This is a genomic window from Vibrio sp. Vb1755 (assembly GCF_033338635.1).
Lineage (GTDB): Bacteria > Pseudomonadota > Gammaproteobacteria > Enterobacterales > Vibrionaceae > Vibrio > Vibrio alginolyticus.
This window is the reverse complement of record NZ_JAWOTA010000042.1, coordinates 1-25,747: the sequence shown is the minus strand read 5'-3', so window position 1 is coordinate 25,747 and position 25,747 is coordinate 1. Positions and strand designations below refer to the sequence as shown.

Below are 25,747 nucleotides of genomic sequence, written 5' to 3'. Positions count from 1 at the left end.
GAGCAAATCGCGTTTTTACGTCAGCAATCAGCGTGGTCATTTCTTAATCCTCAGACAAATTGCCGAGCATTATACGCTTAACTTTCGTGAGCGCAAGCGATTACATCATGGTTTTTATCGGCTGTTTTTGCGCACTGGTTTAGCTTCCTAGCGTCGCAACCATCACGGCTTTGATGGTATGCATACGGTTTTCAGCTTCGTCGAATACGATGGAGTATTCCGATTCAAATACCTCTTCTGTTACTTCAAGGCCTTTCATACCGTATTTTTCAGCGACTTCTTTGCCGACGGTGGTTTCATCATTGTGGAAAGCTGGAAGGCAGTGCATGAATTTCACATGTGGATTACCCGTTTGCTCAATCACGTCCATATTGATTTGATAAGGCGTCATTAACGCTACACGCTCATCCCATGCCTCGGCAGACTCACCCATAGACACCCAAACGTCGGTGTATAGGAAGTCACAACCTTTCACACCTTCCTCAACGCTTTCTGTTAACGTGATTTTTGCACCGGTTTGTTGCGCGATAGTTTGACAAGTTGCCACGAGCTCCTCTTCAGGCCAGAACGCTTTTGGCGCGACAAGGCGAATATCCATGCCCATTTTCGCTGCGCCCACCATAAGTGAGTTACCCATATTGTTGCGCGCATCACCTAGGTAAGCGAAGGTTACTTCATGTAGCTGTTTACCACGGCCGTGCTCTTGCATGGTCAGGAAGTCAGCAAGGATCTGGGTCGGGTGGAACTCATCCGTTAAACCATTCCAAACTGGAACACCAGCATAAGTACCAAGCTCTTCAACAATGGATTGGCCAAAGCCTCGGTATTCAATCCCGTCGTACATACGACCAAGAACACGAGCGGTGTCTTTCATCGATTCCTTATGACCGATCTGCGAGCCAGAAGGGCCGATGTAAGAGACTTGAGCACCTTGGTCAAAGGCAGCGACTTCAAACGCACATCGGGTACGAGTCGAAGATTTCTCAAAGATTAGTGCGATGTTTTTACCTTGAAGTTTCTTCTGCTCTGTTCCTGCATATTTAGCTTTTTTCAGCTCTGCAGACAGTTCGAGCAAAAACTGGATTTCTTTGGTTGAGAAGTCCAATAGCTTCAAAAAGTTGCGGTTACGTAAATTGAAAGCCATAGCTCGTCCCTTAGTACATGTGATTAGATTAATAGAATTTATTAAAACATATAAATGCTTTTATTGTGAATAATTATTTTTAATTAAAGCTAAAAAAGGTTGATGTATTCACATCAACCTTAGTTTTGATTCACCTAATGTAAAGGGACGAGTAAGTTATATATCGTCTCGTTCTATTGGACAGCTCATACAGCGAGCGCCACCGCGACCACGACCAAGCTCGTTACCAGGTACTGTCAGTACTTTGATGCCAGCTTTATCGTATTTTTCGTTGGTGTATACGTTGCGTTCGTAACCAATTACTACGCCCGGTTTTACAGTTAGAACGTTATTGGCGTCATTCCATTGTTCGCGTTCCGCTTCATAGCTATCGCCACCAGTGGTGATGATTTTCAGCTGATCTAAGCCAAGAGCGGACTCAATCGCGTGCAGATAGTTATGTGAGGCTTCAACATGCATTTCACCGTTGCCTTTTGGTGTTAAGCGCCATGTGTCGAGATCTTTGCGCATGATCTCTGGGTAGACAGAGAAAGTATCTACATCCATATGGGTCATCACAGTGTCTAAATGCATACATGAGCGGTGTTTAGGCAGATCAATTGCAATCACCTCGGTAGCTTGGCCTGCTTTAAATAGGCTCGCTGCAAGGTTCTCTACACCTTGCGCAGTCGTACGCTCAGACATACCGATAAGAACTGCACCTTTACCAATAACCAACACATCACCGCCTTCGACATTCGCGTTATCATAATGCAGATCATCGTCACCGAAGTATTTGATAAAATCTTGGCCAGCAAAAATTGGGTGCCAACGATAAATCGCACGTAGGTGGTTTGTTTCACGTTGACGTGCAGGCATCATCATCGGGTTAAGAGAAACGCCGCCATAAACCCAACACGAGGTATCACGAGTGAATAGGTGATTAGGCAGTGGCTCAATAACAAAGTCGAGAGGACGCTTCATTTTTGGCAGCATAGAAGATGAGGAGATCGGTAGCTCTGAGTAAGCTAAGCCACCTAAAAAGATGCAGGCAAGATGTTCATCATCCATTTCTGAAAAGTATTGGCGTAGGTCTCGCGCAAATGTTGGCCCGTAGCGAAAGTCAGAAATCTGAGTGTTCAGCAGCCATTGTTTTGCTTCTGGAACGGCGAGGGTTTCGACCAGTAAATCGTGGAGGAGAAGCACTTCAACGTCTTGCTCGCGCAGCGTACGTGCGAATGCATCGTGCTCTTCACCTGCCGCTTCTACAGCAAGAACGTCATCAAATAGCAACTCATGACAGTTTGACGGAGTTAAGTGGGTTAGGGCGCGTTCAGGGCGATTTAATAGAACTCGTCGAAGTTGACCAACTTCTGATCCAACGTACAGCTTGCTCATTTTGTATCCTTACAAATTTTCCAGCCATTAGTTATGACAAGCTTCCTAGAAAGATGCAAGTCATCAAGCTTTGTTTATATTCTGGTGTTTATGAATTTGAGAGTTTTTTATTTTTATTTTTATTTTTATTAAATTTATTATTAGATGTAAATGCTATTTTACTAAAATTAGAGTGCGTGCGTTTTTATTCTAATTTTCCCGTTGAGAAAGAATACATGCACAGTGCATAAAATGTGCATTTTTATTCTAAATTATGCATTATTGAAGTGAATTTATTCGTTATGCTTCTTCGTTTTACACGTGAGTGTATTCAAGAAAGCATCATAAACACGCATAGAAAGAGAAAATAACCACATTAAGTGTCAATTAGGATGTTCTGAATATTAAAAAATGCCATTCTTTGTTAATTTTTTGTTTCTTTGTGTGGTCGGTTTAATATTTAGATTCAAATAACCGATAAGAATCGCAGTGGTATGATGTTTGTTTGTGGCTTTTCATCGCAATCCATGCCATATTTCACCGGATCAGCATACTCAGTATCGGGTATTGTGTTTCCATCAAGTAACTAATCTGGAGCCAAAACATGTCTCACGAAGATGAATATCTATCAGTAGAAGAATTAATTGAGATTCAAAAGGAAGAGACTCGCGATATCATTGCAGCATTGCTAGAAGATGGCAGCGATCCAGATTCGCTATACGAAATTGAGCACCACCTGTTTGCAGAAGATTTTGACACGCTAGAAAAAGCGGTAGTTGAAGCATTCAAGATGGGCTTTGAAGTTCTTGAAGCAGAAGAAACTGAAGATGAAGATGGTAACAAGTTGCTTTGCTGTGATGCGACTATGGAGTCCGCACTTGACGCAGAAGCGATTGATGCGCAAGTTGAAAAATTGATTCACTTGGCAGAAAAATACGACATCATCTATGACGGTTGGGGTACGTACTACGAAGGCGAAGATGCGCTTTACCCTGAAGAAGATGAAGACGACGAGTAATCAAAGCTCACTACTTTTGGAAAAACCAGCGTTTAACGCTGGTTTTTTTATACCTTGAAAAACTGACGAATGTGGAGGCGATAAATAATTCACATTGAGTTTATAGGGGATTTCTCCCTATAATGCGTGAAAATTGATCTAGCTCAAGGTGTATATGCAACTCTCACTCGCCGGTTTATGGCAAGTCTCTCCACTGACGGACCTTTCTATCCCACAGGATGACATTACTTTCCCTGCTCCTTTGAGTCAGGTATTGCCAGCTGAAATGACAGAAGAAGCAATTCGTCAGCAAGAGTGGCACCTGATGCATGACATTGAAGTGGACGAATCCATGATGGCATTCCCAGCGGTAGAAATGGTGTTGGGTGGTGTGGATTACCATGCAGAAGTGCGTTTGAACGGAGTAGCATTGTTCGACTGTGACGGTTCTCAAAATGTCTACAAGAAAGACATTCGTCCGTTCATGCAAATGGGGCGTAACCGCTTTGAAATCTTGTTCTTAGAGGAAGAAGAGGATCTTCTGTTTGATGAAGATAAACCTGAGCTGTGCTCTCTGTCCGATCATGAATATAAAAAAAGTGATGAGCGCTTAGGGGTATGGCAAGAACCGTATCTGCAGTTCATTCGCAATGTGCGTTTAGACCGCGTGGCTACCGAACAGATTTGGCACCACGGTGGTGGTTGTGAGTTTAAAGTAGACTTGTACTATCAAACTTTTTCGCCGGGCCTGGTCTCTGCATCGGTTAAGTTTAATGGTATGACTTACCATATTCCTATTGATGTCCGAGCGGAGCATGCGAGCGCTTTATTCCAGATCGAAGCGCCAAAGTATGCCGATCTTACTGATCCTGATCCAAGTGATCTCTACCAGTTGTCTGTTGAGTTGGATGGGCAGCACCAAAACTTCACTGTTGCCTTGAGCCAGGAGCTTTGTGTTACCCATGTTGTGCTTTAACTCTTAGTAATGCTCTTTATTACAGTGTTTTAAGCATTACGACTTCACATGCATCATGCCCTGTTTGTCCAAGCGGGGCATCGAGATGCTCAAAGCCTAGCTTTTCATACAAGCTTACCGCTTCTCTCAGACATTCAGTTGTCTCTAAATAGCACTGCTGATACCCAAATTGTTTCGCCAATTGTAAGCTCAATGCGACGATGCGTTTGGCTAAACCGTGCCCTCGTGTTTGAGGTAAGAAGTACATCTTTTGTAGTTCACACACATTTGGCTCGCCAGCTAAAGGGGCAAAGCCACCGCCACCAACGATCTCTCCGCGATGTTCAATGACCCAATAGGCGGCCCCGCATTGATTGTAAACCGAATACATATCATCAAGCGTTGGATCGGCCACACCATAACCTTTGTCTGCGGTTAAGCCGTATTCTGCAGAGACTTTACGAATCACATCTGCGACTTGCGGGTTGTCTGCTTTAGTAAGAGGTCGAAGAACGTATTCCTCAGACTGACACACTTTTGTTAGCCCTTTTAGGTAAGTCTCTAGACCAAGTTTGAGTTGCTCTTGCTCGCTGTCATCGAGTTGGGTAAGCAGTTGTTCAAAGAAGTGGTTTTGCTGTTGGTCCAGTTGTGATAACGCCTGTTGGCCTTGCTCTGTAATCGCTACGAGTTGACTACGTTTGTCTTTTGGGTTTTCGATGCTCTCGACCAAACCTAATTTAATCAAACCAGTAACGGTTCGGCTCGCGTTGGACTTGTCGACATTAAGCTGCTGTGCCAGCTGATTGATGGTCAATGGCTGCAATTGGATTTCACCCAATGCGTGTGCTTGCACTGGAGTGAGAGCGACATCGCCGCATTGTTTATCAAGCATACCAAGCAATCGGACGGCTTGACGGGAGTAGTGTCGAAGTTGACGAGCGTTCATTATCACTTACCTCTAAAAATAAAGTTGCGCACCGCAATTAAATTAAGTGCGGTACGCAACCTTGTCAATGGTAAATGTCATTTTTCTTGTTAGGAGACGTAGTGAGCCTCCATGTTTAAGCGTGGTGATGTAAACAAAACTGCGGTGCTGGAGCTTTTTCTGATGATTTACGCATCCATACTTTCTCGTGGAAGTAGTAAGCCACCGTGTTCAAACTCGGCTCTAGCATCGCCATTACGCCGCCGACAAATGCATCACCTGTTAGTAAGTAAACCACGGTAAAAGCGACGCTGAAGTGCACGGTCGCAAAGCTTGCGGTTTTTAATTTGGTCATCCACTGACGAGCTTTAAGTGCTGGGACTTTTGCCCATGCCTTTTCATGAAAGTAGAAGGCTACGGTGTTCACTGAAGGCTCAATCATGGCAATTAAACTACCAATTAGAATGTCGCCAGTAAGCACGTAAGCGACACTAAACGCGATAGTAAAATGGAGTGCTGCAAAGGTTAGTGTCTTTTTCATGATAATTACTCAATCGTTGTGTTGTTTCGATAGGTCTATTATTGAGAATTATTATCATTAAATCTAATGGGCAGTTAAGATTAGTTTGATAGGTAAAAACTATTAAATAGGAGTGGAAGTAGGAGAGAAGAGCGAATATCTTTGAAAGCTTTCCGAGTGATAAATGCAAAAAGGGTTGATGCTTTCACACCAACCCTTTGATTCTTTTACTCTAGCCTTTAGCGATTAAAGTGCAGCGATCGTTGTCTTCTGCTCTTCTAGCTTAGCTAGCGTCTCTTTGTAGCCTTCAAGTTTCTCACGCTCTTTAGCAACAACTGCTTCAGGAGCTTTCGCTACGAAGCCTTCGTTACCTAGTTTGCCTTCGATACGCTTGATTTCGCCGTGAGTTTTCTTGATTTCGCCATCTAGACGAGCAAGCTCAGCGTCTTTGTCGATCAGACCCGCCATTGGGATCATCAGCTCAGACTTAGCAACCAATGCTGTTGCACACGCTGGCGTTTCTTCGTCAGCAGCAAGTACGCGTACAGATTCTAGTTTCGCTAGAGACATCAGTACTTGTTTGTTTGCTTCTAGACGCGCTGCGTCTTCTGCGTTTGCAGCTTTCAGCATAACGTCAAGTGGCTTACCTGGGTTGATGTCGTATTCAGCACGTAGGTTACGGATGCTGGTAATGAACGCTTTCACCCATTCAATATCGTCTAGCGCTTCTTGGTTGAAGTTTGCTTCGTCGAATTGAGGCAGTGCTTGAAGCATGATTGTCTCGCCTTCTACACCTTCAACTAGTGGCTTGATGCTTTGCCAGATAGTTTCAGTGATGTAAGGAATCACTGGGTGAGCTAGACGTAGAGTCTTCTCAAGAACCGTGATTAGTGTACGGCGAGTACCACGCTGTTGCGCTTCAGTACCTTTCCATAGAACTGGTTTAGTTAGCTCTAGGTACCAGTCACAGAATTGGTTCCAGATGAATTCGTAAAGCGTGTTAGACGCCATATCTAGACGGAAGTTGTCGATATGGTTGTTGAACGCTTTCGCTGCAAGTTCAAACTGAGACTCGATCCACTTGTCTGCTAGTGAGTATTCAATCTCACCACCGTTGAAGCCACAATCTTGCTCTTCTGTGTTCATCATTACGTAACGGCTTGCGTTCCATAGTTTGTTACAGAAGTTACGGTAACCCTCAAGACGCTTCATATCCCAGTTGATATCGCGACCTGTTGATGCCATTGCTGCAAGAGTGAAACGTAGTGCGTCTGTACCGTATGCTTCGATACCGTTTTCAAACGTCTTACGAGTGTTCTTCTCGATCTTCTTCGCTAGCTGAGGCTGCATCATGTTGCCACAACGCTTCTCTACTAGAGACTCTAGGTCGATACCATCGATCATGTCGATTGGGTCAAGTACGTTACCTTTCGACTTAGACATCTTGTCGCCGTTTTCGTCACGGATTAGACCAGTAACGTAAACTGTCTTAAATGGTACTTGTGGTTTGCCGTTTTCGTCTTTCACGAAGTGCATGGTCATCATGATCATGCGCGCAACCCAGAAGAAGATAATGTCGAAACCAGTTACTAGTACGTCTGAAGGGTGGAATACTTTCAGATCGTCAGTTTGCTCTGGCCAACCTTGAGTACCGAACGTCCATAGTGCAGAAGAGAACCATGTATCCAGTACGTCTTCGTCTTGGTGCAGTTCAATGACTGACCCTAGGTTGTTGTTCTTACGAACTTCTTCTTCAGTGCGACCTACGTAAACATTACCTTGGTTGTCGTACCAAGCTGGGATGCGGTGACCCCACCATAGCTGACGAGAGATACACCAGTCTTGAACGTCACGCATCCAAGAGAAGTACATGTTTTCGTATTGCTTAGGAACGAATTGGATGTCGCCGTTTTCTACTGCTTCAACTGCAGTTTTCGCTAGAGGCGCAGTACGCACGTACCATTGGTCAGTTAGCATTGGTTCGATAACCACGCCACCACGGTCGCCGTAAGGAACTTGTAGATCGTGATCTTTCACTTCTTCAAGTAGACCTAGCTCGTCGAATTCAGCAACGATAGCTTTACGAGCGGCAAAACGCTCCATACCGTGGTATTTAGCTGGTAGTTCAGTGCTGTAAGCTTCGCTTGCTTCGCCGTTAGTGTTGAATACTTCTGCTGAGTCGCGGATGTTCGCGTCGAAAGTCAGAATGTTGATCATTGGTAGCTGGTGGCGCTTACCTACTTCGTAGTCGTTGAAGTCGTGCGCAGGTGTGATTTTCACACAGCCAGTACCTTTTTCCATATCTGCGTGCTCATCGCCCACGATTGGGATGCGACGATCAACGATAGGAAGGATGATTTCTTTACCGATAAGATCTTTGTAACGTGGATCTTCTGGGTTAACTGCAACACCTGTATCGCCTAGCACGGTCTCTGGACGAGTCGTTGCAACAACGATGTAGTCTTTGCCATCCGCTGTTTTTGCGCCATCTGCTAGTGGGTAGCGGAAGTGCCACATGTTGCCTTTAGTGTCTTTGTTCTCTACTTCTAGATCTGAAATCGCGGTGTGTAGCTTTGGATCCCAGTTAACTAGACGCTTACCGCGGTAGATTAGATCGTCTTCGTATAGACGTACGAACACTTCTTGAACGGCGTTAGATAGACCATCGTCCATCGTGAAGCGTTCACGATCCCAGTCTACAGATGCGCCAAGACGACGAAGCTGCTTAGTGATAGTGCCGCCAGATTCGCCTTTCCATTCCCAGATTTTGTCGATGAAAGCTTCACGACCGTAATCGTGTTTTGTTTTGCCTTCTTCTGCAGCGATCTTACGCTCAACAACCATCTGAGTTGCGATACCAGCGTGGTCAGTACCTACTTGCCAAAGGGTGTTTTTACCCTTCATACGTTCACAACGGATAAGCGTATCCATGATCGTATCTTGGAACGCGTGGCCCATGTGTAGGCTACCAGTGACGTTCGGTGGCGGGATCATGATGCTGTATGATTCTTTAGTAGTGTCACCGTGTGGCTTAAAGTAGCCTTTCTCTTCCCAAGTCTGATACAGAGCTTGTTCGATTGAAGTTGGGTTGTATGTCTTTTCCATAGCGCTCTTTTAATGGATACGTTGATGGTTGAATCTTAGTCAATCTTTATAAGTGAGGGATCTTAACAAGATCGCCTTAACTATAAGGATTGACCGTTAAGGATATTGAATTTCGATCGTTTGCAGCTGGTAACCTGCTTGACGGTAAATTTTATATCTTTCTCTTGCGAGTTGTTTAGCTTTTTCTTCGCAGGGCACGAAGTCTACCACTTGAGCAAACTTGTTCGCAAAGGTTGTCTCATTTTCCGCCAAATTAATTACCAGCTGACGGTTCCAATTAGGTTTTACACCTTCATGGCCGATTTCAATGTTGGTGGCGTATTTCGGTCCCTCGCCTACGAGGTTATGTGCCATGAACTTGTCTGCATCAACTTGCCAAAAGGCTTCAGCGAGCTGCTCGGCGTGTGGTTTGTCTTGGCAGTTTAAATACACTTTAGCGCCTTGGCGAGCAAAGTGCTGAGCCAAAAACACGATGTATTCTTCAAAGCCAGCCACCGTTGCTTGCGGGCTCTCTTCGTTAATGATGTAGAAGGTTGCAGTTTGCATCATTCTCTCACTTGCCTTGGGTCTCTTCCTAAGACCATCTTAAGTCCCACTTTCATTTTAGAAAATTAGGATAATAAAAAAGGGCCTTGCGGCCCTTTTAGATGTTGTTCAGAAATTACTCTTCTGTCTCTTGGCCGCTGCGGTTCAAAAGGAATTGGACAAGCATTGAGACAGGACGGCCCGTTGAGCCTTTCGCTGCGCCTGATTTCCACGCGGTACCTGCGATATCGACGTGTGCCCAGTTGTACTTCTTCGCGAACTTAGATAAGAAGCAACCCGCAGTAATTGTGCCACCAGGGCGACCACCAATGTTTGCCATATCCGCAAACGGGCTTTTCAACTGTTCGTGGTACTCGTCTGCCATTGGTAGACGCCATGCACGGTCACTCGCTTGCTCAGAAGCGTTTACTAGCTCATGAGAAAGAGGGTTGTGGTTAGAGATTACGCCGCTGATATGGTGGCCTAGTGCGATAACACAAGCACCAGTTAGCGTTGCAACGTCAACCACGCAGTCTGGTTCGAAACGCTCTACGTAAGTCAGTGCGTCACAAAGAACAAGACGGCCTTCAGCATCCGTGTTCAGAACTTCTACAGTTTGACCAGACATGGTCGTTAGGATGTCACCTGGACGGTAAGCGTTGCTGCCAGGCATGTTTTCACAACCCGCTAGAACACCAATAACGTTGATTGGTAGGTTTAGCTTCGCCAGCGCTTTCATTGTACCGAATACCGATGCCGCACCACACATGTCGTACTTCATCTCATCCATACCTTCGCCCGGCTTTAGAGAGATACCGCCTGAGTCGAAGGTTAGACCTTTACCTACGAGCACAATCGGTTTTGCATCTGAGTCAGGGTTACCTTTGTACTCGATGATAGACATCATAGATTCGTTTTTAGAACCACGGCCTACTGCTAGGTAAGAGGTCATACCCAGTTTTTCCATCTCTTGCTCACCAATAATTTTGGTGGTTACGGTTTCGTAGTCGTCCGCTAGACGACGAGCTTGAGAAGCAAGGTAAGCTGGATTAGCTACGTTTGGCGGCATGTTGCCAAGGTCTTTTGAGGCTTTGACACCTGATGCGATAGCAAGACCATGAGTGATTGCTTTTTCACCCAAGTTCAATTCACGACGCGTTGGTACGTTGAAAACAAGCTTGCGCAGTGGGCGGCGAGTCTCAGGTTTCACGCTCTTGAATTGATTAAATGTGTATAGACCATCTTTAGTCGCTTCTACAGCCTGGCGCACTTTCCAGTATGTATCACGACCCTTAACATGCAGTTCAGTTAGGAAACATACCGCTTCCATTGAGCCTGTCTCGTTAAGTGTGCTGATCGTCTTTTGAATGATTTCCTTGTACTGGCGCTCGCCAAGTTCACGCTCTTTGCCGCAACCGACAAGTAAAACGCGCTCTGACAAAACACCTGGTACTTGATGCAGTAGCAGCATCTGACCAGGTTTACCCTCTAGATCACCACGGCGAAGTAGTGAACTGATGTAACCGTCACTGATTTTATCAAGTTGTTCGGCTACTGGAGAAAGGCGACGTGGTTCAAACACACCAACAACGATACATGCGCTACGTTGTTTCTCTGGACTGCCACTTTTTACACTGAACTCCATGCGTACTCCTACATCCTGAAGACAAATTGCTCTAAATGTTAGATAATGATCGCTTACTTGTTGAATTTTAGCTCCAGGCTTACATGCAGAGCTGATTAAGCGACTAACATCTAGTTTATAATTTTTAAAAAAATAAATGGTTCAACGGGAAACTATAGTGATTCGACCAAAAAAACAAGTTTTGTATAGGTAATTTCAGCGTGATTATTGTTAGATATTTGATCCGCGAAACACTCAAGAGCCAATTTGCGATTTTTTTCGTACTTTTTTTGGTGTTTGTAAGCCAGAAATTCATAAGTGTTCTTGCTGATGCTTCTGATGGGGATATTCCTGCTGGATTGATTTTCTCGATTGTTGGTTTGAACATGCCAGCAATGGGTCTGTTAATGCTGCCTTTAAGTCTGTATATCGGCATATTGATCACATTTGGTCGTCTGTATGCAGAGAGCGAAATTGTCGTAATGAACGCGACAGGTATTGGTAATAAATTCTTGGTTCAAGCGGCCTTATACCTAGCGTTGATTACTTCAGCGGTGGCGGCTTTCAATGCGTTGTGGCTATCGCCGTGGTCTCAAGACCGCGTTGAGCAGCTTTATGAGCAGGTAGCGTCAGAAAACAGCGTTGACCTACTTAAAAAAGGTCAGTTCCAAGGTACACCAGACGGTTCATCGGTTGTGTTCATCGATGACATTAAAGACAATACCTTGAGCAACGTTTTTGTTGCGCAGATGCGCCCTCGAGATTCAGTGTTACCGAGTGTGATGTTCTCATCTTCTGGTGAAGTAAAAGAGCTTTCGGACGGTCGTCAGATCATCACTATGAAAGAAGGTACGCGTTATGAAGGTGTGCCTACTCGCGTTGAATATATGATCACGAAATTCGATGAATACGAAGGTGTTATCGGCCAACGTGAGGTCAAAAAGAAAGGGCGAGACTGGGAAGCATACCCAACGGTTGACTTGATAGGTCACCCAGATCCAGAGGCGCAAGCGGAGCTACAATGGCGAATTTCGTTATTTGTGTGTATTCCACTCTTAACAATGCTCGTTATTCCTTTGTCTGCGGTGAATCCGCGTCAGGGACGGTTTGCCAAAATGGGGCCTGCGATTCTGATCTATCTAGCGTATTTCTTGGCGATCAGTGCAACCAAATCTGCATTAGAAGATGGTGACATCCCGGCTGCTATTGGTATGTGGCCAATCAATGCGATGTTGCTGATTGTTGCTATCATGGCGAATATGATGGACAGCGTTGCTGCTAGACGAATAAAAGACAAATTCCGCAAGAAGAGGCTCGCGTAAGCTGTGTTCAAAATCTTAGACCTTTACATCGGTAGAACCATCATCTCTACCACTGCCTTGGTTTTAGCGACGTTTGTTGGCTTATCGGGCATCATCAAATATGTAGAACAGCTACGTAAAGTAGGGCGAGGTGTGTACGACCTCACTCATGCGTTGTACTTTGTGTTACTCAGTGTGCCGCGTGATATCGAAATGTTCTTTCCAATGGCGGCATTACTCGGTGCCCTGATCGGCTTAGGTATGTTGGCTTCAAGCTCTGAGCTGGTGGTGATGCAAGCTGCTGGTTTCTCTAAGCTGGATATCGGGTTATCGGTACTAAAAACGGCCGTCCCACTCATGATTGTCGTTATGGCGTTAGGCCAATGGGGCGCTCCTGAGGCCCAGAAGATGGCCCGTGACTTACGTGCGTTTGCGATATCAGGTGGTAGCATTGTGTCTGTGCGCTCAGGTGTGTGGGCTCGTGACGCAAACGACTTTATCTTTATCGGTAAAGTCGAAGACGACAAGCTTTATGCTTTAAATATGTGGCGTTTTGATGATGATAAGAATCTACAAAAAGTTATTTTCGCCGAAGAAGTCGACTACCAACAAGATAACAACTGGCTGATGCGCTACGTACAAATTACGGACATGGAAAATGAAAACGTAATTTCAAAGCAAGACATCGAACAGATGGAGTGGCACACCTCTTTGGCACCAGATAAGCTAGCTGTGGTGACCGTGAAGCCAGAAGAATTGTCACTGAGCGGTTTGTATGATTATGTGACTTACCTGAAAGCATCGGAACAAGATGCATCTCGCTATGAGTTGGCGTTTTGGCGTAAGTTGACTCAGCCGCTTTCAATTGCTGTGATGATGTTAATGGCGCTATCTTTTGTTTTCGGTCCACTCAGAAGCGTGACCATGGGGGCAAGGGTATTGTCGGGCGTGGTTGCCGGGTTTACTTTTTACATATCCAGTGAGTTCTTTGGTCCATTAAGCTTGGTGTATGGCATATCCCCAGTGTTTGGTGCTTTGGCCCCGAGTTTGGTGTTCTTAGCTATTGCGATTGCACTGCTACGAAGAAAGCTATAACTGAAGCATCATCGAATAAACCAAGTTTTACCGAACCAAATGTAAAAGGAAGGCATTACGCCTTCCTTTTTTGTGTTCCTAGACAAGTTAATTTGCCTTAGGTAATACAACAACCTCTGTTTTGGCCCAAATGTCGTGGAAACCACGTTTCTTCGGATCAATCGGTACAGTCAAATTTGCCAAGCCAAAGCCAGATGTCGAAATACGAATCAGAGCTTGAGTTACCGTAATTGGTGCTCCGTCTTTGGCATTGCGAACTCGAAGCTTCCAAGCGCGCATCCCAAGAGTTTGTCCTGCTCGCGTCCAGAAGAACACAAAGAAATATATCCACACACCCGCAAGGTAAAGTGTAAATAGAGGGCTCAATACAGGGTGCTTTCCGAGCATATCTGCGGCATCAGCGTACTCGCCATAGCTCAACAATCCTGCTGCATTTAGTGCAAACACAACGGCCATAACAATACCTGCGGCCATCATTTCAATTGCGATAATAATCAATGTGTCGTAAATCAACGCTGCAAGTCGACGAAACAGACCAGCAGGTGGAAGAGTTGTAGACGTTGTCATTATTCCATCACTTACCTTAAAAATTGTGCGTCAGAATATAGATTCCCTCACCAAGAGAAAAGAGACCTAACGCACAGAGTCTTTAATTGTGTATAAACTAAGTGACTTTTCTGCCCTACGTTATCAGCACATGTCATGATACACGAGGCCGTGCAGCAATATGTTTCAACTGAATTCGATTCTCTTAACCATTGGCTCTTTGGTCTGTGACCAGATTAGATAGCTGAGAGAGTTGGTGTTTCTCATCTTCGGTATAATGTTGGCTTAATGAAAGCTCTAAAGCTTTTTCTGACAGCTTGATTGCTGGTGACAAAAATAACTTAGGGTGCATACTAGAGAGAGCTAGCAAGGCCTTTTGTAGGCGAATCTGTATTTGGAGTTGCGCTGCACCATCGTGTGCTATCGGCAAAAAGACATCATCAAACAAATCCTGGCAGCTCAATGCGGGCACAAATAGTCTAGGATATCGAGTTTTGGTAGGCGGCTCACTGAGTAGGTCTCCCCATAATGAAAGTGCTCGTACAGAACGCCCAAGAACGTCAATTGCGGTGCCATTATCATTTACAGCCGGAGATAGTGCTCGTGAGGCGATTTCCGCCATAACGACTAAACCAAAGCGAGGGTCCTGATCATATGAACGCTCTGTTCGAATCGTGAAGGCTGCCGTTACTTCGCTTTCGTCTGGCAATTCTCCACAAACACAAGCCAATGGTTGACCTACGTACACAAAACTTCCCGGTTGTCGCTCAAGGTAGATGGTGCATTGGTTTGCTTCAGCAATACTATCGAGATGATGCATATCAACATGCTGTAAGTAGCCAATTTCTTGGCTCAAAATAGGTTTACTTCCTCTGGGTTTATGTTCTGGGTGGCTCCACGGGTGAGCACCTAGCCAACGCTCTTTGCCCCGTTTTCTTATCGCATCTAACAAGGCTTGCTCCACGTATGAAGTGGTTTCACTGACCCTTCCTAGTACGGAAAGGTGCTGAATCCAACGTAGCAGAGTGAGTATGATCATCACGATTACGGCGATAGTTACGATGAACAGATAAATTTGTGCTTGTTGATGATAGGCCCCAATACCTAGCGCGATAATTCCTACCAAACTAAATAGAAAAGAGCCAAGAAAGGTTGCTAAGGCATTTTGTGTTGTGCTGTCTTCCATCAACAGTTTTGTCGCTCGCGGCGTTACCCCTGCACTAGCGGCACTGTACGCTGAGACCATAATATTGAGAGAGAATGTAGTCACTGCAAGCATGGAGGTTGCGAGGATATTTAATATGTTGTTCAACAAATCCTTGCTGACGTTGATGGCAGGGGGCAGAGTAATGAACTGGTTTAAAACAATCGACATTAAGGCGGTAGCAACAGCAAGTAATGCGTAGAGTGACGTCCGGACCCACAGTTTTCGCGTCATCTGTTTCAGTAACCACTGCCATTTTGACCCAGTCATTCTTTGCTCCTATTCAGTTCTCACTAGAAAGTCGATAGAAAATTCAGAAAGTTATTCTTGCTTAAGCATAGGTTAAATGCCCGTCGTTCTGCTTGATATTTCATGCATCACGAAAGTAAGAAAGCTGCTTGCTTCAAAGAATGGTGCTCTTGAGGTGTGAATTACCACGATTCTGTTACCTTAATTGATAGATGAATTAAAAGTATGTGGTTGAAAAGAGGTAGCGCATGATTGTAATTACAGGTGCAAGTAGCGGTTTAGGGGCGGAACTAGCAAAGCGTTATGATGCGGAAGGCAAAGAGACGTATGTAATAGGAAGAAATACAGAAAAACTATCCGCACTAGCAAAACAACTCTCTCATAACGTTGGTTATCAAGCTTGCAACCTCTCATCGCACCAAAATGTGAAACAGCTCTTTGATGGGGTGAAACAGTCCCCTGAAATGGTCATTCATAGTGCGGGAAGTGGTTATTTTGGCTTACTGGAAGAGCAGGAGCCGGAAGAGATTCAAAAGTTGATTGATAACAACCTGAATTCTGCGATTCATGTGTTAAGAGAGTTAGTAAAGCGTTACAAAGATCATCCAATAAAAGTGGTCATGATCATGTCCACAGCCGCGCAACAACCTAAAGCGCAAGAGTCTACGTATTGTGCAGTGAAATGGGCCATCAAAGGATTAATTGAGTCGGTTCGTTTGGAGCTAAAAGGAAAACCTATGAAAATTATCGCGGTTTATCCTGGTGGAATGGATACGGAATTCTGGAAAACAAGCGGCAATACGATGGACACGAGTCACTTCATGCAAGCAGAAGATACCGCAGAGATGCTCCATAATGCGTTGTCGAGCATTGGGAATGGTTATGTTTCTGATATTACAGTGAATAGAACTTAAAAAGAGTTTCGTATACTCATTTTCATCTGGAAGAGTAGTAGAAAATGGAGCGTACGTTTCTTATGAGTACAGCTTTGTCACACTTTGTGGCGAAATTATCAGCAAACGATAGTTATTTAAGGTATTTCTGCTTGCGCAGGTCAAAAGCTTACGTATAATGCCAACCATCAAAGGGCAATAGCCCAAAGATGCCGGTGTGGTGAAATTGGTATACACGACGGATTCAAAATCCGTTGCCTTCGGGCGTGGCGGTTCAAGTCCGCCCACCGGTACCATACATAGAAAGGTCGCTTTTATAGCGGCCTTTCGTCGTTTTAGGTGTTCGTAAATATCAAAAGAAAGTTAGCGTTGCCTTCGCGGTGGAGTCAGGAGTGCCTGCCAGTCAAGTCACTCGCAGGTACCATATTTTAAGACAGAGCCTCGATGAAAGTCGGGGCTTTGTTGTATCTTGATCTTCAAAACAAAAAAGCGCGAGGGGTATGCCTCGCGCAAACTACTACATGGTGATAGTAGGAACAGCCTATAGAGCTGTGAACAAGGTATTTTGAGTGTTCGGAGTCCAGTCTGCTTGGGACACGTGCGGTACATCAACTAGATAACGCAAACCTTGATAAGTCACCACATCACCTTGTTTATAGGAAACATTCTGAGTCCAGTTAGTGGCTGGGTCTGCATTTGTCCAAAGGCTAGAGGTTGGAGACGGTGCCCAATCTTGTTGCGCAGTATGGTTTGTTACAGCCTGGTATACAGTACCTAGGTGTAAGACGTAATCGCCAGCGTCGTAGTTATGACCAACTTGCCAGTTCGGTGTGTAGTTATCCATTGTGTCGAAGTCATAACCCGCTTGTTTTGCTAACTGTATAAACTTAGCGAGCTTAGGTAGGTTTTGCGTTGCACCCATGCCACGCTTACCATCTTCAAATAGGAACTCGTGAGTTAATACGATAACTTTATCGGCGTGTAAAGGTGTACCACATGGGAACTCTTGAGCTTTGGAGTTGATCGGGTTAATCGTTGTTGGTGCACAAGTGTTTAACGCGGAATCCACATATCCAAGAAATGCTTCTGCTTCTGTAAGGCTGTTTGCTGGCATTTCAATGCCCCAATTTTCGGGTGCCCAGTCCACATCCCAACCGTGAGTTTGATAGCCGTTATTCGCTAGGATACTTTGAACCTCGATAGCTGCTTTTACACTGTTGGATGGGTTGGATGTATCGCATACATATCCTGGTTCCCAAGGTTTCAGGTCATCAGACGTGGCACATAACCCATCTGCTTTGAAGTCTTTCGTCACGCGCCAACCGTTGGTGTAGGGCAGTCTAGCAAACTCTGTTGCCTTGTAGTTCGGGTAGCTTGTAATGTTCGGCAAATACTTTGCTAACACAGATAAGTTTTCCGTAAACATTGAGGCATCGTAAACAGGGTCTTGATACGAGTTAAGCTGGTGGTCCCCGGTCGCATTACACTCCGCAGCACTGTTCGGTCCAAACTCATCCACGCAGTTGTGCACCATGTGATCGTAACTGTGGTTCGCAACAATATGACCAGTGTCTAATGCGAGCTTTAAGGCTTCTAGGGAACGGTCTTCATTCTCATCACCAATTCCATCTAAATGCCAAGCATTAAAGTAAAACGTCGCTTTGATATCTTCCTGGTTAAGTACTTGAATAACGTCAATAGATGCATTGATTGGTCCATCATCAAACGTTAGATAAATTGTGCCTTTAGAGTCGGTTTGAGCAAATGAGTGTTGTGATAGTGCGGCACTTACAAGCGTTGCAATAGCCAATTTATTAAATTTCATTCTCTATTCCTTTTAAGAAATTAATAACGACGTTGTCAGTAGTAAAATATTGATAATTTGAAACTTAATGTGATGTCTTAAATTATTTTATGACTTTTATCCTAGACCTAAATAATTACAAAAAAATAGGTGGTATTTTCTAAATTGGGATTGTGTTCACGAATAATGCAACCGGTTGCGCTTTTTTGTCTTGGTTATTTTTGCTACAGTTTTTGCAGGTTGAAATTTACACAACGGGAGTAAGGCTATGAAAAAGATCCTTTTATGCTGTAGCGCAGGGATGTCCACCAGTATGCTTGTTAAGAAAATGGAGCAAGCTGCTGAAAATAAAGGAATTGAATGCAAAATTGATGCGATGTCAGTGAATGCATTTGAAGATGCAATTAAAGAGTACGATGTTTGTCTTCTCGGGCCTCAAGTACGTTTTCAGCTAGAAGAGCTAAGAAAAACGGCGCAAGAGCATGGTAAAAACATTGACGCGATTTCTCCTCAGCATTATGGAATGATGAAGGGAGAGGAAGTACTAGAGCAAGCATTAGAATTAATTAACTAAACCATAGTTTTAAATTAAAAAAGATAACTGTACATCAAATATAAATATTTGATGCGGGATTCTTTTGCCTAAAATAAGGATGGATTCTATGAAGCTTTATGACGCAATTATAGGCGCAGTCGAAAAGCATATAGCCCCTATAGCAGCTAAAGTGGGGAATCAGCCCCATGTTCGCGCAATGAGAGACGGTTTTATTGTCGCAATGCCGTTTATTATTGTTGGTAGTTTCATTTTGATTTTTGCATTCCCCCCATTTGCCGAAGATACAACCTTTACTTTTGGTCGAATTTGGCTCGATTTCGCCACTACACATTTTGATACCATAATGATGCCCTACAACATGTCGATGGGGATCATGACCATTTTTGTTTCGCTGGGCGTTGCTTATAGTTTAGCGAAGGCTTACAAGATGGATGGGATCACGAGTGCTGTATTGTCACTAATGTCTTTTTTACTCATTGCGGCCCCAGCTAAAGATGGCGCGTTGTCTATGTCTCACATGGGCGGAACCGGGATCTTCACCGCAGTGATGTGTGCATTTTTCTCGGTGGAGCTCTACCGTTTTATGAAAAAGCACAATATTACGATTCGCATGCCAGAGCAGGTGCCACCGGCGATTGCGCGATCATTTGAAGTATTGCTACCAGTCTTAGCGATATTCATTACCTTATATCCACTTAGCCTTTTCGTACAAACCCAGTACGACATGCTGATTCCAGATGCTGTTATGGCTATCTTTAAACCGCTAATCAGTGCGTCTAACTCATTGCCTGCCATTATTGGCGCTTTATTGCTTTGCCAGCTACTTTGGTTTGCGGGTATTCATGGTGCTGCAATTGTTGTTGGACTGCTTTCTCCAATCTTTTTGACCAACATTGGTGCCAACATTGAAGCCTTTGTTGCAGGTGAACCGATTCCAAACGTATTTACTCAACCGTTCTGGGATTTTTACATCTTTATTGGCGGCTCTGGTGCAACACTTGCTCTTGTTATGCTGATGTCGTTTAGCCGTTCTGTTCACCTTAAGAGCATTGGTCGAATGAGTGCGGTGCCTGGCTTTTTCCAAATCAACGAACCAGTGATCTTCGGTAGCCCAGTTGTGATGAACCCGACCTTGTTTATCCCGTTCGTCTTCGCTCCAGTCATCAACGCTACGATTGCGTATTTTGCTGTGCATGTCGGCTTTGTGGGTATGGGGGTCGCTACAACACCTTGGACAACACCGGCACTGATAGGTGCTTCGTGGGGTAGCGGTTGGACCTTTGCGCCAGTATTGCTCGTCATTGGTTTATTAATTCTTGATCTAATCATCTACTTCCCATTCTTCAAAATGTTTGAGAAGCAAATGTTGGAGCAAGAACTACCAACGACGAAGGAAACTAAAGGTGATACGCAGCCGTCAGGCGAAGGCGTTACTGCTTAACTGTGCTTAATGGGCCGCAATTACCGCGGCCCGATTTTCGGAGAGAAAATGATGGAACAAGAATTGGTTGTAATGGAGATCATTTGCAATGCTGGTGAAGCCAGAAGTTTAAGCTACGAGGCATTGCGTTTATCTCGAGAACAAGATTTTGAAGCGGCTGATGAGAAGCTCTCTCAAGCAAGAGAGTGCATTAATAAAGCCCACTTAATACAGACTCAGCTTATTGAAGAAGATCAGGGAGAAGGGAAAGTCCCGATGACGTTAGTGATGGTGCATGCTCAAGATCACCTAATGACTACGATTTTGGCTCAAGAGATGGCTGTAGAAATCGTCGCACTGAACAAAAAAATCTCGAACAAATAAAGGGGGATGAAAATGTCTAGAGAGGCGATCAAGCTTGCCATTATTGGCGGTGGTAGTAGCTATACCCCGGAATTGGTTGAAGGGGTTATTAAGCGCTTAGAATATTTACCCGTTAAGAAAATCCATTTTGTGGACATTGAGTCAGGAGCTGAGAAGCTTGAGATCATCAAAGGATTGGCTCAGCGAATGGTCGATAAAGCCGGAGCAAAAATTGAGATAAAAGCCGGTTTCGATCGCCGTGCTGCGATAAAAGATGCGGATTTTGTGATGACGCAGTTTCGTGTTGGTGGCCTTGCTGCACGCGCTAACGATGAGCGAATCCCAATCAAGTACGACGTCATCGGCCAAGAAACAACGGGCCCTGGTGGTTTTGCTAAAGCACTGCGAACCATTCCGGTCATTCTTGATATCTGTAAAGACATTGAAGAGTTGGCTCCAAACGCATGGATGCTCAATTTCACCAACCCAGCGGGTTTAGTTTCCGAAGCGGTCAGTAAGTACACCAAAGTAAAGAGTATTGGTTTATGCAATGTGCCCGTTTCAATGGAAATGATGATTGCAGAAATGATGGAGTGCGAGCCAAAAGAGCTGCAACTTGAGTTTGCTGGGTTAAACCATCTCGTGTGGGTACACAAAGCATGGCTCAATGGGGAAGATATTACTCAAACGGTATTAGAGAAAGTCGGTGATGGTGCCAACTTCAGTATGAAGAATATCTGGGAAGAACCGTGGGATCCGGCATTTCTAAAAGCACTGGGGGCGATACCATGTCCTTATCATCGCTACTTCTATCAAACTGATGCCATGCTTGCTGAAGAGAAACAAAGTGCCGATGAAAAAGGCACTCGTGCTGAGCAGGTAATGGAAACAGAAAATGCGCTATTTAAGCTCTATCAAGATCCTACCCTCGATCATAAGCCGAAAGAGTTAGAGGAGCGGGGTGGTGCTTATTATTCTGATGCATCACTGAACCTAGTTGATTCAATTTATAACAATCGTAATAGTATTCATGTTGTTAACGTTTTAAATAATGGAGCGATCAACGGCCTACCTGACGATGCTGTGATTGAATGTAGTGCCGTGATTGGTAGCTGGGGGGCGAAACCTCTTGCGGTTGGCGAGTTGTCAAACAATATCAAAGGATTACTCCATCAAGTTAAAGCGTATGAGCAGCTAACAATAGAAGCTGCTGTCGAAGGTAATTATAACAAGGCGCTTATGGCATTAACCAATAACCCATTGGTGCCTGACATTGGCCGCGCCAAGTCAATCCTGGATGATATTCTGGCGGTGAACGCTCCGTATTTACCTCAATTTAAACTAACGACGTTGTAAAACTAAGGAAGGGCGCCGATGAAAGTCATTTTTAATGCTGATGATTTTGGTTTAACGAGAGGTGTAAATAGCGGCATCGTTAAAGCTCATCAGCAAGGTGTGGTTCATTCAACCACCATGATGGTGGGTATGGATGCTGAGCAACATGCCTTAGAACTAGCTCGCCATAATCCAGACTTGAAAACTGGCGTTCATCTTAGGTTTACAGCAGGTGTGCCTATAACGAAGCATCCTAACTTGACCAACGGCCGATCGCACTTTATCAACTATGACGAACTTTGGAGTAAGCAGGACTTCGAAACTCAGGTCGTTTATGATGAAGCAAAAGCTCAGGTGGAACATTTTTTATCGCTTGGGTTAGAGCTAAGCCACTTAGATAGCCATCATCACGCGCATACTCACCCTCAAATTTTGCCCGTTATTAAAGAAGTAGCGAATGAATACCGAGTGCCACTGCGGGGCACTGGCTTGTGTCAAGAATCGATGACAATCAGGTATATCTTTACTGATGAGTTTTATGACCAAAAAGTGAGCTTGGATGGTTTAATGACACATTTATTGAGCTTAAAAGCTGACTATGACTTGGTTGAGGTGATGTGCCACCCGGCAGAGGCCGATCAGGCGCTTATCTTAAAGAGTGGCTATGCGCTTCAGCGAGAGCTAGAGTTACAAGTTCTTACCTCTCCCATTTTAAAAGAACAGTTAGCTCATCATGGTATAGCTGTCACGGATTACTCTGAGCTCGTTTCTACCAATCAAATGGTCGGTGTATGATTAAAGGCTGCCAGCTTCGCCCCCTATAAGCACCTTACGAATTGCTGGCAGCCGTTCTACACAAACGGATATTTAATAACAATTGCAGTTGGACCCAATAGCATTATGGCAAGGATTAAAGATGTCGCCGAACTCGCCGGTGTAAATCGCTCTACCGTTTCTCGAATCATTAATGGGGAGGGGAAGTTTCGCGAAGAAACTCGAAAAAAAGTAGAGCAAGCTATGGCGCAACTGAATTATCGTCCCAGTGCAATTGCTCGTTCACTCGCAACCTCATCCAGTAATATGGTTGGGTTATTGGTGACTTACTATACGGGGGGCTTCTTTGGCGAGATGATGGAGCAGGTTCAAACCGAGCTGGATATTCATAAGAAGTTTTTGATTACAGCTCAAGGCCATCATTCTGCACAAGGTGAAAAAGAGGCAATTCAGCGTTTTAATGATTTACGTTGTGACGGCTATGTACTTCATAGTCGTTATTTGTCAGATGATGACTTACGTGAATTAGCTAAACAACCAACACCTTTCGTTCTCCTGGATCGCTACGTGGAAGGAATAGAAGAGCGTTGTGTTACCTTTAACCATCATCATGCAAGCCGTATTGCCGTTGAGCACCTTTTAGCTGGTGGTCATCGAAAGATTGCTTGTATTACCGGTCCATCCCAACGTCATAACAGTGTATTGAGAAAGCTTGGGTATATTGATGCAATGAAGGATGCTGGTATAGATATTGATGAAAGCTGGTGTGAAGAAGGGAATTATGGTCGGCAAAGTGGTTATGATGCAATGGCTGCAATTTTACAACGACACCCTGATGTGACGGCTGTCTTTTCGTGCAGTGAAGAAATGACGGTTGGCGCAATGCAGTACTTACACGAGCACAGTATTTCTGTACCAGAGCAAATCTCATTAACTAGCTTTGACAGTGTTGATCTTTGTGAAAGTCTTTACCCTACAGTATCAGCAGTGCACTTTCCTATCAGTGACATGGCCCGTGTAGCGGTACAAACGTTAATGGGGCTAGTCAAAGAGCAAGAAGTAATAGACAAGCCAGTGTTCGAGGCCAAGCTTAAAATACGCAAAGCAGATCGCTCCTTAAAGTAGCTTACTTCTATCTAATTAAGTGAGTCGCTTAGAAATAACGGTTTGATGTTTTGCTAGTTACTGATGAATTTATTCACAAAATTTACTAGTATTCTAACTCTCTTAAGAAATATAAATCAGTAGTGAATAAGTGGCAGCCATTAAACTAACGGTCGATCGTATTCAACCCGGATTACATATCCGTCTTCCGCTAAAGTGGAACGATCACCCCTTTCTACTCAATAGCTTTAAGATTAAAGACCAAGAGCAAGTCGAGATGATCCGCCACCTCGGCGTAAAGTTCGTTTACTTTAATCCAGAGCAAAGCGATGCCGTTCCACTCCCTGTTGATCAAAGACAAGCTGACAGAGTAACAAATGAAGCGTCGTTAGATCATGAAACTCAAAAAATGTGGCAAGAAAAACAGAACCGCATAGAAAAGTTAAGTGCATACCGTCGACGCGTGATTCAGTGTGAAAAAGAGTTTGAGCGCTCTCTGGCACGTATGCGTTCAGTCATGACTAAAATCCGTAACCGTCCGACAGCAGCAGTTGATGAAGCAAAGCTTCTTATTGAAGATATCGTCGAGAAGTTAATGTGCGATGATAATGTTACGTTACATCTGATGAACGGAAAAAATGAGTTTGAAGATATTTATTTCCACTCATTGAACGTGGCTGTTATCTCGATGATGATTGGCCGTGCTAAAGGGTACTCAGCAGCACAGTTGAAAGAGCTTTCCTTCTCCGCACTATTCCATGATATCGGGAAAATAAAAATCCCGACTGCAATATTAAGAAAGCAACTACCTCTAACAGAGCCAGAAACCAACTACTTAAAGTTGCACACTAAATATGGCGTCGATCTTGCGAGTCAAATCGAGGCTTTTCCCGAAGTCGCGAGAATTGTGATCGCGCAGCACCATGAGCTAAGAGATGGGTCTGGTTATCCTAAAGGCCTGAAAGGAGATGAGATCAACGAGTTTGCTCAAATTATTGCTGTAGCCAATGCGTTTGATAACTTGTGTCATACACCGATAGTCTCAGATCAAAAGATTCCTTATACCGCACTCTCTCATTTATATAAGAACTGTAAACACCTATATAAAGAAGAGAACCTGAACATCCTAATTAAGTTTATGGGCGTGTTTCCTCCGGGTACCGTAGTTCAGCTTTCTAATAATATGGTCGGCCTGGTTATCTCAGTGAATGCATCGCATTTATTATTCCCGAATGTCTTGGTTTACGATCCATCAGTACCAAGGACGCAAGCGCCAATCATTGATCTTGCCTCAAAAGATATAAAGATAGTTAACGCGATTCATCCGTCAAAATTACCGGATAAAGTAAAAGAGTATCTAAATCCGCGTTCGCGTATTTCTTATTTCTTTGATAGTGATGAGTAGTTATCCACAGCTTTTTGTGGGTAAATTGTATAAATCCTGAGTGTTATTTCTGGGTAATTTTAGGGTTGGATGGAAAGTATCCATTTGGCATGTTTTTTTAGAAAAAATGCATTTTTAGTATTGCCAAAGAAAATCTTCTCCCTATAATGCGCATCCATCGACACGGCAGACGCCACAAGGCTTTAGCAGGGTCGAAGAGGTAAAAAGCTTCTACAAAAAATTAGTTTAAAAAAGTGTTTGACACTAACAACTAAATCGCTAGAATGCACCTCCGCTTTGAGAGAAAAACTTCTCGCAAAGCAAGCTCTTTAACAATATAGACCTATCAATCTGTGTGGGCACTCGTTGATGATAATCCAATTAGATACCTCGGTATCAAATTAGGTTTCAATGAAACGAAGTGACCATTTGAATTGGGAAGCAGCCTTGAGCTGTTTTGTTTTACTTTTTCAAAAGTAAAAACCAATAAGAGCACAGTCAATTCAAACATTACTTTATGTAATGTTCAGTATTCATTGAGCCGAACAAAATCTTAAATTGAAGAGTT

Annotated in this window: 22 protein-coding genes and 1 tRNA gene; 13 read left to right on the top strand and 10 right to left on the bottom strand. The window is 44.1% G+C overall.

Annotated features, from left to right (window positions below; translation table 11 throughout):
* Positions 1–139 precede the first annotated feature (139 nt).
* Complete coding sequence (locus tag R7E00_RS21760) at positions 140–1,144, bottom strand: ornithine carbamoyltransferase (protein WP_136976376.1); 1,005 nt, start codon at positions 1,142–1,144, stop codon at positions 140–142.
* A gap of 156 nt (positions 1,145–1,300) precedes the next feature.
* Positions 1,301–2,521: an arginine deiminase gene (arcA, locus tag R7E00_RS21755; protein WP_005381082.1), complete on the bottom strand. Its 1,221-nt coding sequence runs from the start codon at positions 2,519–2,521 to the stop codon at positions 1,301–1,303.
* 583 nt (positions 2,522–3,104) lie between these two features.
* Here arcA and rraB point away from each other — a divergent pair.
* A complete protein-coding gene (gene rraB, locus R7E00_RS21750; RefSeq protein ID WP_005381081.1) occupies positions 3,105–3,518 on the top strand; it encodes a ribonuclease E inhibitor RraB in 414 nt (137 codons plus the stop codon).
* Positions 3,519–3,672: 154 nt separating this feature from the next.
* A complete protein-coding gene (locus R7E00_RS21745) occupies positions 3,673–4,473 on the top strand; it encodes a glycosyl hydrolase 2 galactose-binding domain-containing protein (RefSeq protein ID WP_005381080.1) in 801 nt (266 codons plus the stop codon).
* A gap of 19 nt (positions 4,474–4,492) precedes the next feature.
* Here the strand turns inward: R7E00_RS21745 and R7E00_RS21740 are convergent, their stop codons facing one another.
* From R7E00_RS21740 to pepA, 5 genes are all read right to left on the bottom strand, one after another.
* On the bottom strand, positions 4,493–5,398 hold the full coding sequence (locus R7E00_RS21740) for a bifunctional helix-turn-helix transcriptional regulator/GNAT family N-acetyltransferase (protein WP_136976377.1): 906 nt from the start codon (positions 5,396–5,398) through the stop codon (positions 4,493–4,495).
* A gap of 115 nt (positions 5,399–5,513) precedes the next feature.
* Positions 5,514–5,918, bottom strand: a complete 405-nt coding sequence (locus R7E00_RS21735) for a DUF2061 domain-containing protein (protein ID WP_005381078.1) — start codon at positions 5,916–5,918, stop codon at positions 5,514–5,516.
* Between the two features lie 225 nt (positions 5,919–6,143).
* Positions 6,144–9,002: a valine--tRNA ligase gene (locus tag R7E00_RS21730; protein ID WP_213904995.1), complete on the bottom strand. Its 2,859-nt coding sequence runs from the start codon at positions 9,000–9,002 to the stop codon at positions 6,144–6,146.
* A gap of 96 nt (positions 9,003–9,098) precedes the next feature.
* Positions 9,099–9,548 carry a DNA polymerase III subunit chi gene (locus R7E00_RS21725; RefSeq protein ID WP_031777270.1) on the bottom strand — a complete coding sequence of 150 codons (450 nt, stop codon included), beginning with the start codon at positions 9,546–9,548 and terminating at the stop codon, positions 9,099–9,101.
* Between the two features lie 115 nt (positions 9,549–9,663).
* Positions 9,664–11,172 carry a leucyl aminopeptidase gene (pepA, locus tag R7E00_RS21720; protein WP_005381073.1) on the bottom strand — a complete coding sequence of 503 codons (1,509 nt, stop codon included), beginning with the start codon at positions 11,170–11,172 and terminating at the stop codon, positions 9,664–9,666.
* Positions 11,173–11,372: 200 nt separating this feature from the next.
* Here pepA and lptF point away from each other — a divergent pair, with 200 nt between their 5' ends.
* On the top strand, positions 11,373–12,473 hold the full coding sequence (lptF, locus tag R7E00_RS21715) for an LPS export ABC transporter permease LptF (protein WP_005381072.1): 1,101 nt from the start codon (positions 11,373–11,375) through the stop codon (positions 12,471–12,473).
* Positions 12,474–12,476: 3 nt separating this feature from the next.
* A complete protein-coding gene (gene lptG, locus R7E00_RS21710; protein ID WP_005381071.1) occupies positions 12,477–13,547 on the top strand; it encodes an LPS export ABC transporter permease LptG in 1,071 nt (356 codons plus the stop codon).
* 87 nt (positions 13,548–13,634) lie between these two features.
* Here the strand turns inward: lptG and R7E00_RS21705 are convergent, their stop codons facing one another.
* Both R7E00_RS21705 and R7E00_RS21700 read right to left on the bottom strand, forming a co-directional pair.
* Positions 13,635–14,114: an RDD family protein gene (locus R7E00_RS21705; protein ID WP_005381070.1), complete on the bottom strand. Its 480-nt coding sequence runs from the start codon at positions 14,112–14,114 to the stop codon at positions 13,635–13,637.
* Positions 14,115–14,298: 184 nt separating this feature from the next.
* Positions 14,299–15,567: a DUF2254 domain-containing protein gene (locus R7E00_RS21700; protein ID WP_005381069.1), complete on the bottom strand. Its 1,269-nt coding sequence runs from the start codon at positions 15,565–15,567 to the stop codon at positions 14,299–14,301.
* Positions 15,568–15,794: 227 nt separating this feature from the next.
* On the opposite strand from R7E00_RS21700, the gene R7E00_RS21695 reads away from it, so the two are divergent.
* Positions 15,795–16,460, top strand: a complete 666-nt coding sequence (locus R7E00_RS21695) for an SDR family NAD(P)-dependent oxidoreductase (protein ID WP_005381068.1) — start codon at positions 15,795–15,797, stop codon at positions 16,458–16,460.
* 190 nt (positions 16,461–16,650) lie between these two features.
* A tRNA-Leu gene (locus R7E00_RS21690) sits at positions 16,651–16,735 on the top strand.
* A gap of 245 nt (positions 16,736–16,980) precedes the next feature.
* Here the strand turns inward: R7E00_RS21690 and R7E00_RS21685 are convergent.
* Positions 16,981–18,264 (bottom strand): carbohydrate-binding protein, encoded by a 1,284-nt coding sequence (locus tag R7E00_RS21685; RefSeq protein WP_237306914.1) that lies wholly within the window; start codon positions 18,262–18,264, stop codon positions 16,981–16,983.
* A 247-nt stretch (positions 18,265–18,511) separates the two neighbouring features.
* Between R7E00_RS21685 and R7E00_RS21680 the strand changes: the two genes are divergently transcribed.
* From R7E00_RS21680 to R7E00_RS21650, 7 genes are all read left to right on the top strand, one after another.
* The gene (locus tag R7E00_RS21680) at positions 18,512–18,817 is read left to right on the top strand and encodes a PTS sugar transporter subunit IIB (RefSeq protein WP_025767645.1); all 306 of its coding nucleotides are present in this window, start codon (positions 18,512–18,514) and stop codon (positions 18,815–18,817) included.
* Positions 18,818–18,905: 88 nt separating this feature from the next.
* Entirely contained in the window at positions 18,906–20,240 is a 1,335-nt protein-coding gene (locus tag R7E00_RS21675; RefSeq protein WP_005381064.1) for a PTS sugar transporter subunit IIC, read from the top strand.
* 51 nt (positions 20,241–20,291) lie between these two features.
* Positions 20,292–20,603, top strand: a complete 312-nt coding sequence (locus R7E00_RS21670) for a PTS lactose/cellobiose transporter subunit IIA (RefSeq protein WP_031777269.1) — start codon at positions 20,292–20,294, stop codon at positions 20,601–20,603.
* A 12-nt stretch (positions 20,604–20,615) separates the two neighbouring features.
* Positions 20,616–21,938, top strand: coding sequence for a 6-phospho-beta-glucosidase (locus R7E00_RS21665; RefSeq protein ID WP_033906216.1), 1,323 nt, complete (start codon positions 20,616–20,618; stop codon positions 21,936–21,938).
* A gap of 18 nt (positions 21,939–21,956) precedes the next feature.
* The gene (gene chbG / locus R7E00_RS21660) at positions 21,957–22,712 is read left to right on the top strand and encodes a chitin disaccharide deacetylase (protein WP_033906217.1); all 756 of its coding nucleotides are present in this window, start codon (positions 21,957–21,959) and stop codon (positions 22,710–22,712) included.
* Positions 22,713–22,817: 105 nt separating this feature from the next.
* Entirely contained in the window at positions 22,818–23,816 is a 999-nt protein-coding gene (locus tag R7E00_RS21655) for a LacI family DNA-binding transcriptional regulator (protein ID WP_033906218.1), read from the top strand.
* A gap of 130 nt (positions 23,817–23,946) precedes the next feature.
* Positions 23,947–25,200: an HD-GYP domain-containing protein gene (locus R7E00_RS21650; protein WP_005381029.1), complete on the top strand. Its 1,254-nt coding sequence runs from the start codon at positions 23,947–23,949 to the stop codon at positions 25,198–25,200.
* Positions 25,201–25,747 lie beyond the last annotated feature (547 nt).

Bases quoted from the DNA above. Each gene is read 5' to 3' on its own strand.
- R7E00_RS21760 (WP_136976376.1), bottom strand. From the start codon at position 1,144: ATGGCTTTCAATTTACGTAACCGCAACTTTTTGAAGCTATTGGACTTC.
- arcA (WP_005381082.1), bottom strand. From the start codon at position 2,521: ATGAGCAAGCTGTACGTTGGATCAGAAGTTGGTCAACTTCGACGAGTT.
- rraB (WP_005381081.1), top strand. From the start codon at position 3,105: ATGTCTCACGAAGATGAATATCTATCAGTAGAAGAATTAATTGAGATT.
- R7E00_RS21745 (WP_005381080.1), top strand. From the start codon at position 3,673: ATGCAACTCTCACTCGCCGGTTTATGGCAAGTCTCTCCACTGACGGAC.
- R7E00_RS21740 (WP_136976377.1), bottom strand. From the start codon at position 5,398: ATGAACGCTCGTCAACTTCGACACTACTCCCGTCAAGCCGTCCGATTG.
- R7E00_RS21735 (WP_005381078.1), bottom strand. From the start codon at position 5,918: ATGAAAAAGACACTAACCTTTGCAGCACTCCATTTTACTATCGCGTTT.
- R7E00_RS21730 (WP_213904995.1), bottom strand. From the start codon at position 9,002: ATGGAAAAGACATACAACCCAACTTCAATCGAACAAGCTCTGTATCAG.
- R7E00_RS21725 (WP_031777270.1), bottom strand. From the start codon at position 9,548: ATGCAAACTGCAACCTTCTACATCATTAACGAAGAGAGCCCGCAAGCA.
- pepA (WP_005381073.1), bottom strand. From the start codon at position 11,172: ATGGAGTTCAGTGTAAAAAGTGGCAGTCCAGAGAAACAACGTAGCGCA.
- R7E00_RS21705 (WP_005381070.1), bottom strand. From the start codon at position 14,114: ATGACAACGTCTACAACTCTTCCACCTGCTGGTCTGTTTCGTCGACTT.
- R7E00_RS21700 (WP_005381069.1), bottom strand. From the start codon at position 15,567: ATGACTGGGTCAAAATGGCAGTGGTTACTGAAACAGATGACGCGAAAA.
- R7E00_RS21695 (WP_005381068.1), top strand. From the start codon at position 15,795: ATGATTGTAATTACAGGTGCAAGTAGCGGTTTAGGGGCGGAACTAGCA.
- R7E00_RS21685 (WP_237306914.1), bottom strand. From the start codon at position 18,264: ATGAAATTTAATAAATTGGCTATTGCAACGCTTGTAAGTGCCGCACTA.
- R7E00_RS21680 (WP_025767645.1), top strand. From the start codon at position 18,512: ATGAAAAAGATCCTTTTATGCTGTAGCGCAGGGATGTCCACCAGTATG.
- R7E00_RS21675 (WP_005381064.1), top strand. From the start codon at position 18,906: ATGAAGCTTTATGACGCAATTATAGGCGCAGTCGAAAAGCATATAGCC.
- R7E00_RS21670 (WP_031777269.1), top strand. From the start codon at position 20,292: ATGGAACAAGAATTGGTTGTAATGGAGATCATTTGCAATGCTGGTGAA.
- R7E00_RS21665 (WP_033906216.1), top strand. From the start codon at position 20,616: ATGTCTAGAGAGGCGATCAAGCTTGCCATTATTGGCGGTGGTAGTAGC.
- chbG (WP_033906217.1), top strand. From the start codon at position 21,957: ATGAAAGTCATTTTTAATGCTGATGATTTTGGTTTAACGAGAGGTGTA.
- R7E00_RS21655 (WP_033906218.1), top strand. From the start codon at position 22,818: ATGGCAAGGATTAAAGATGTCGCCGAACTCGCCGGTGTAAATCGCTCT.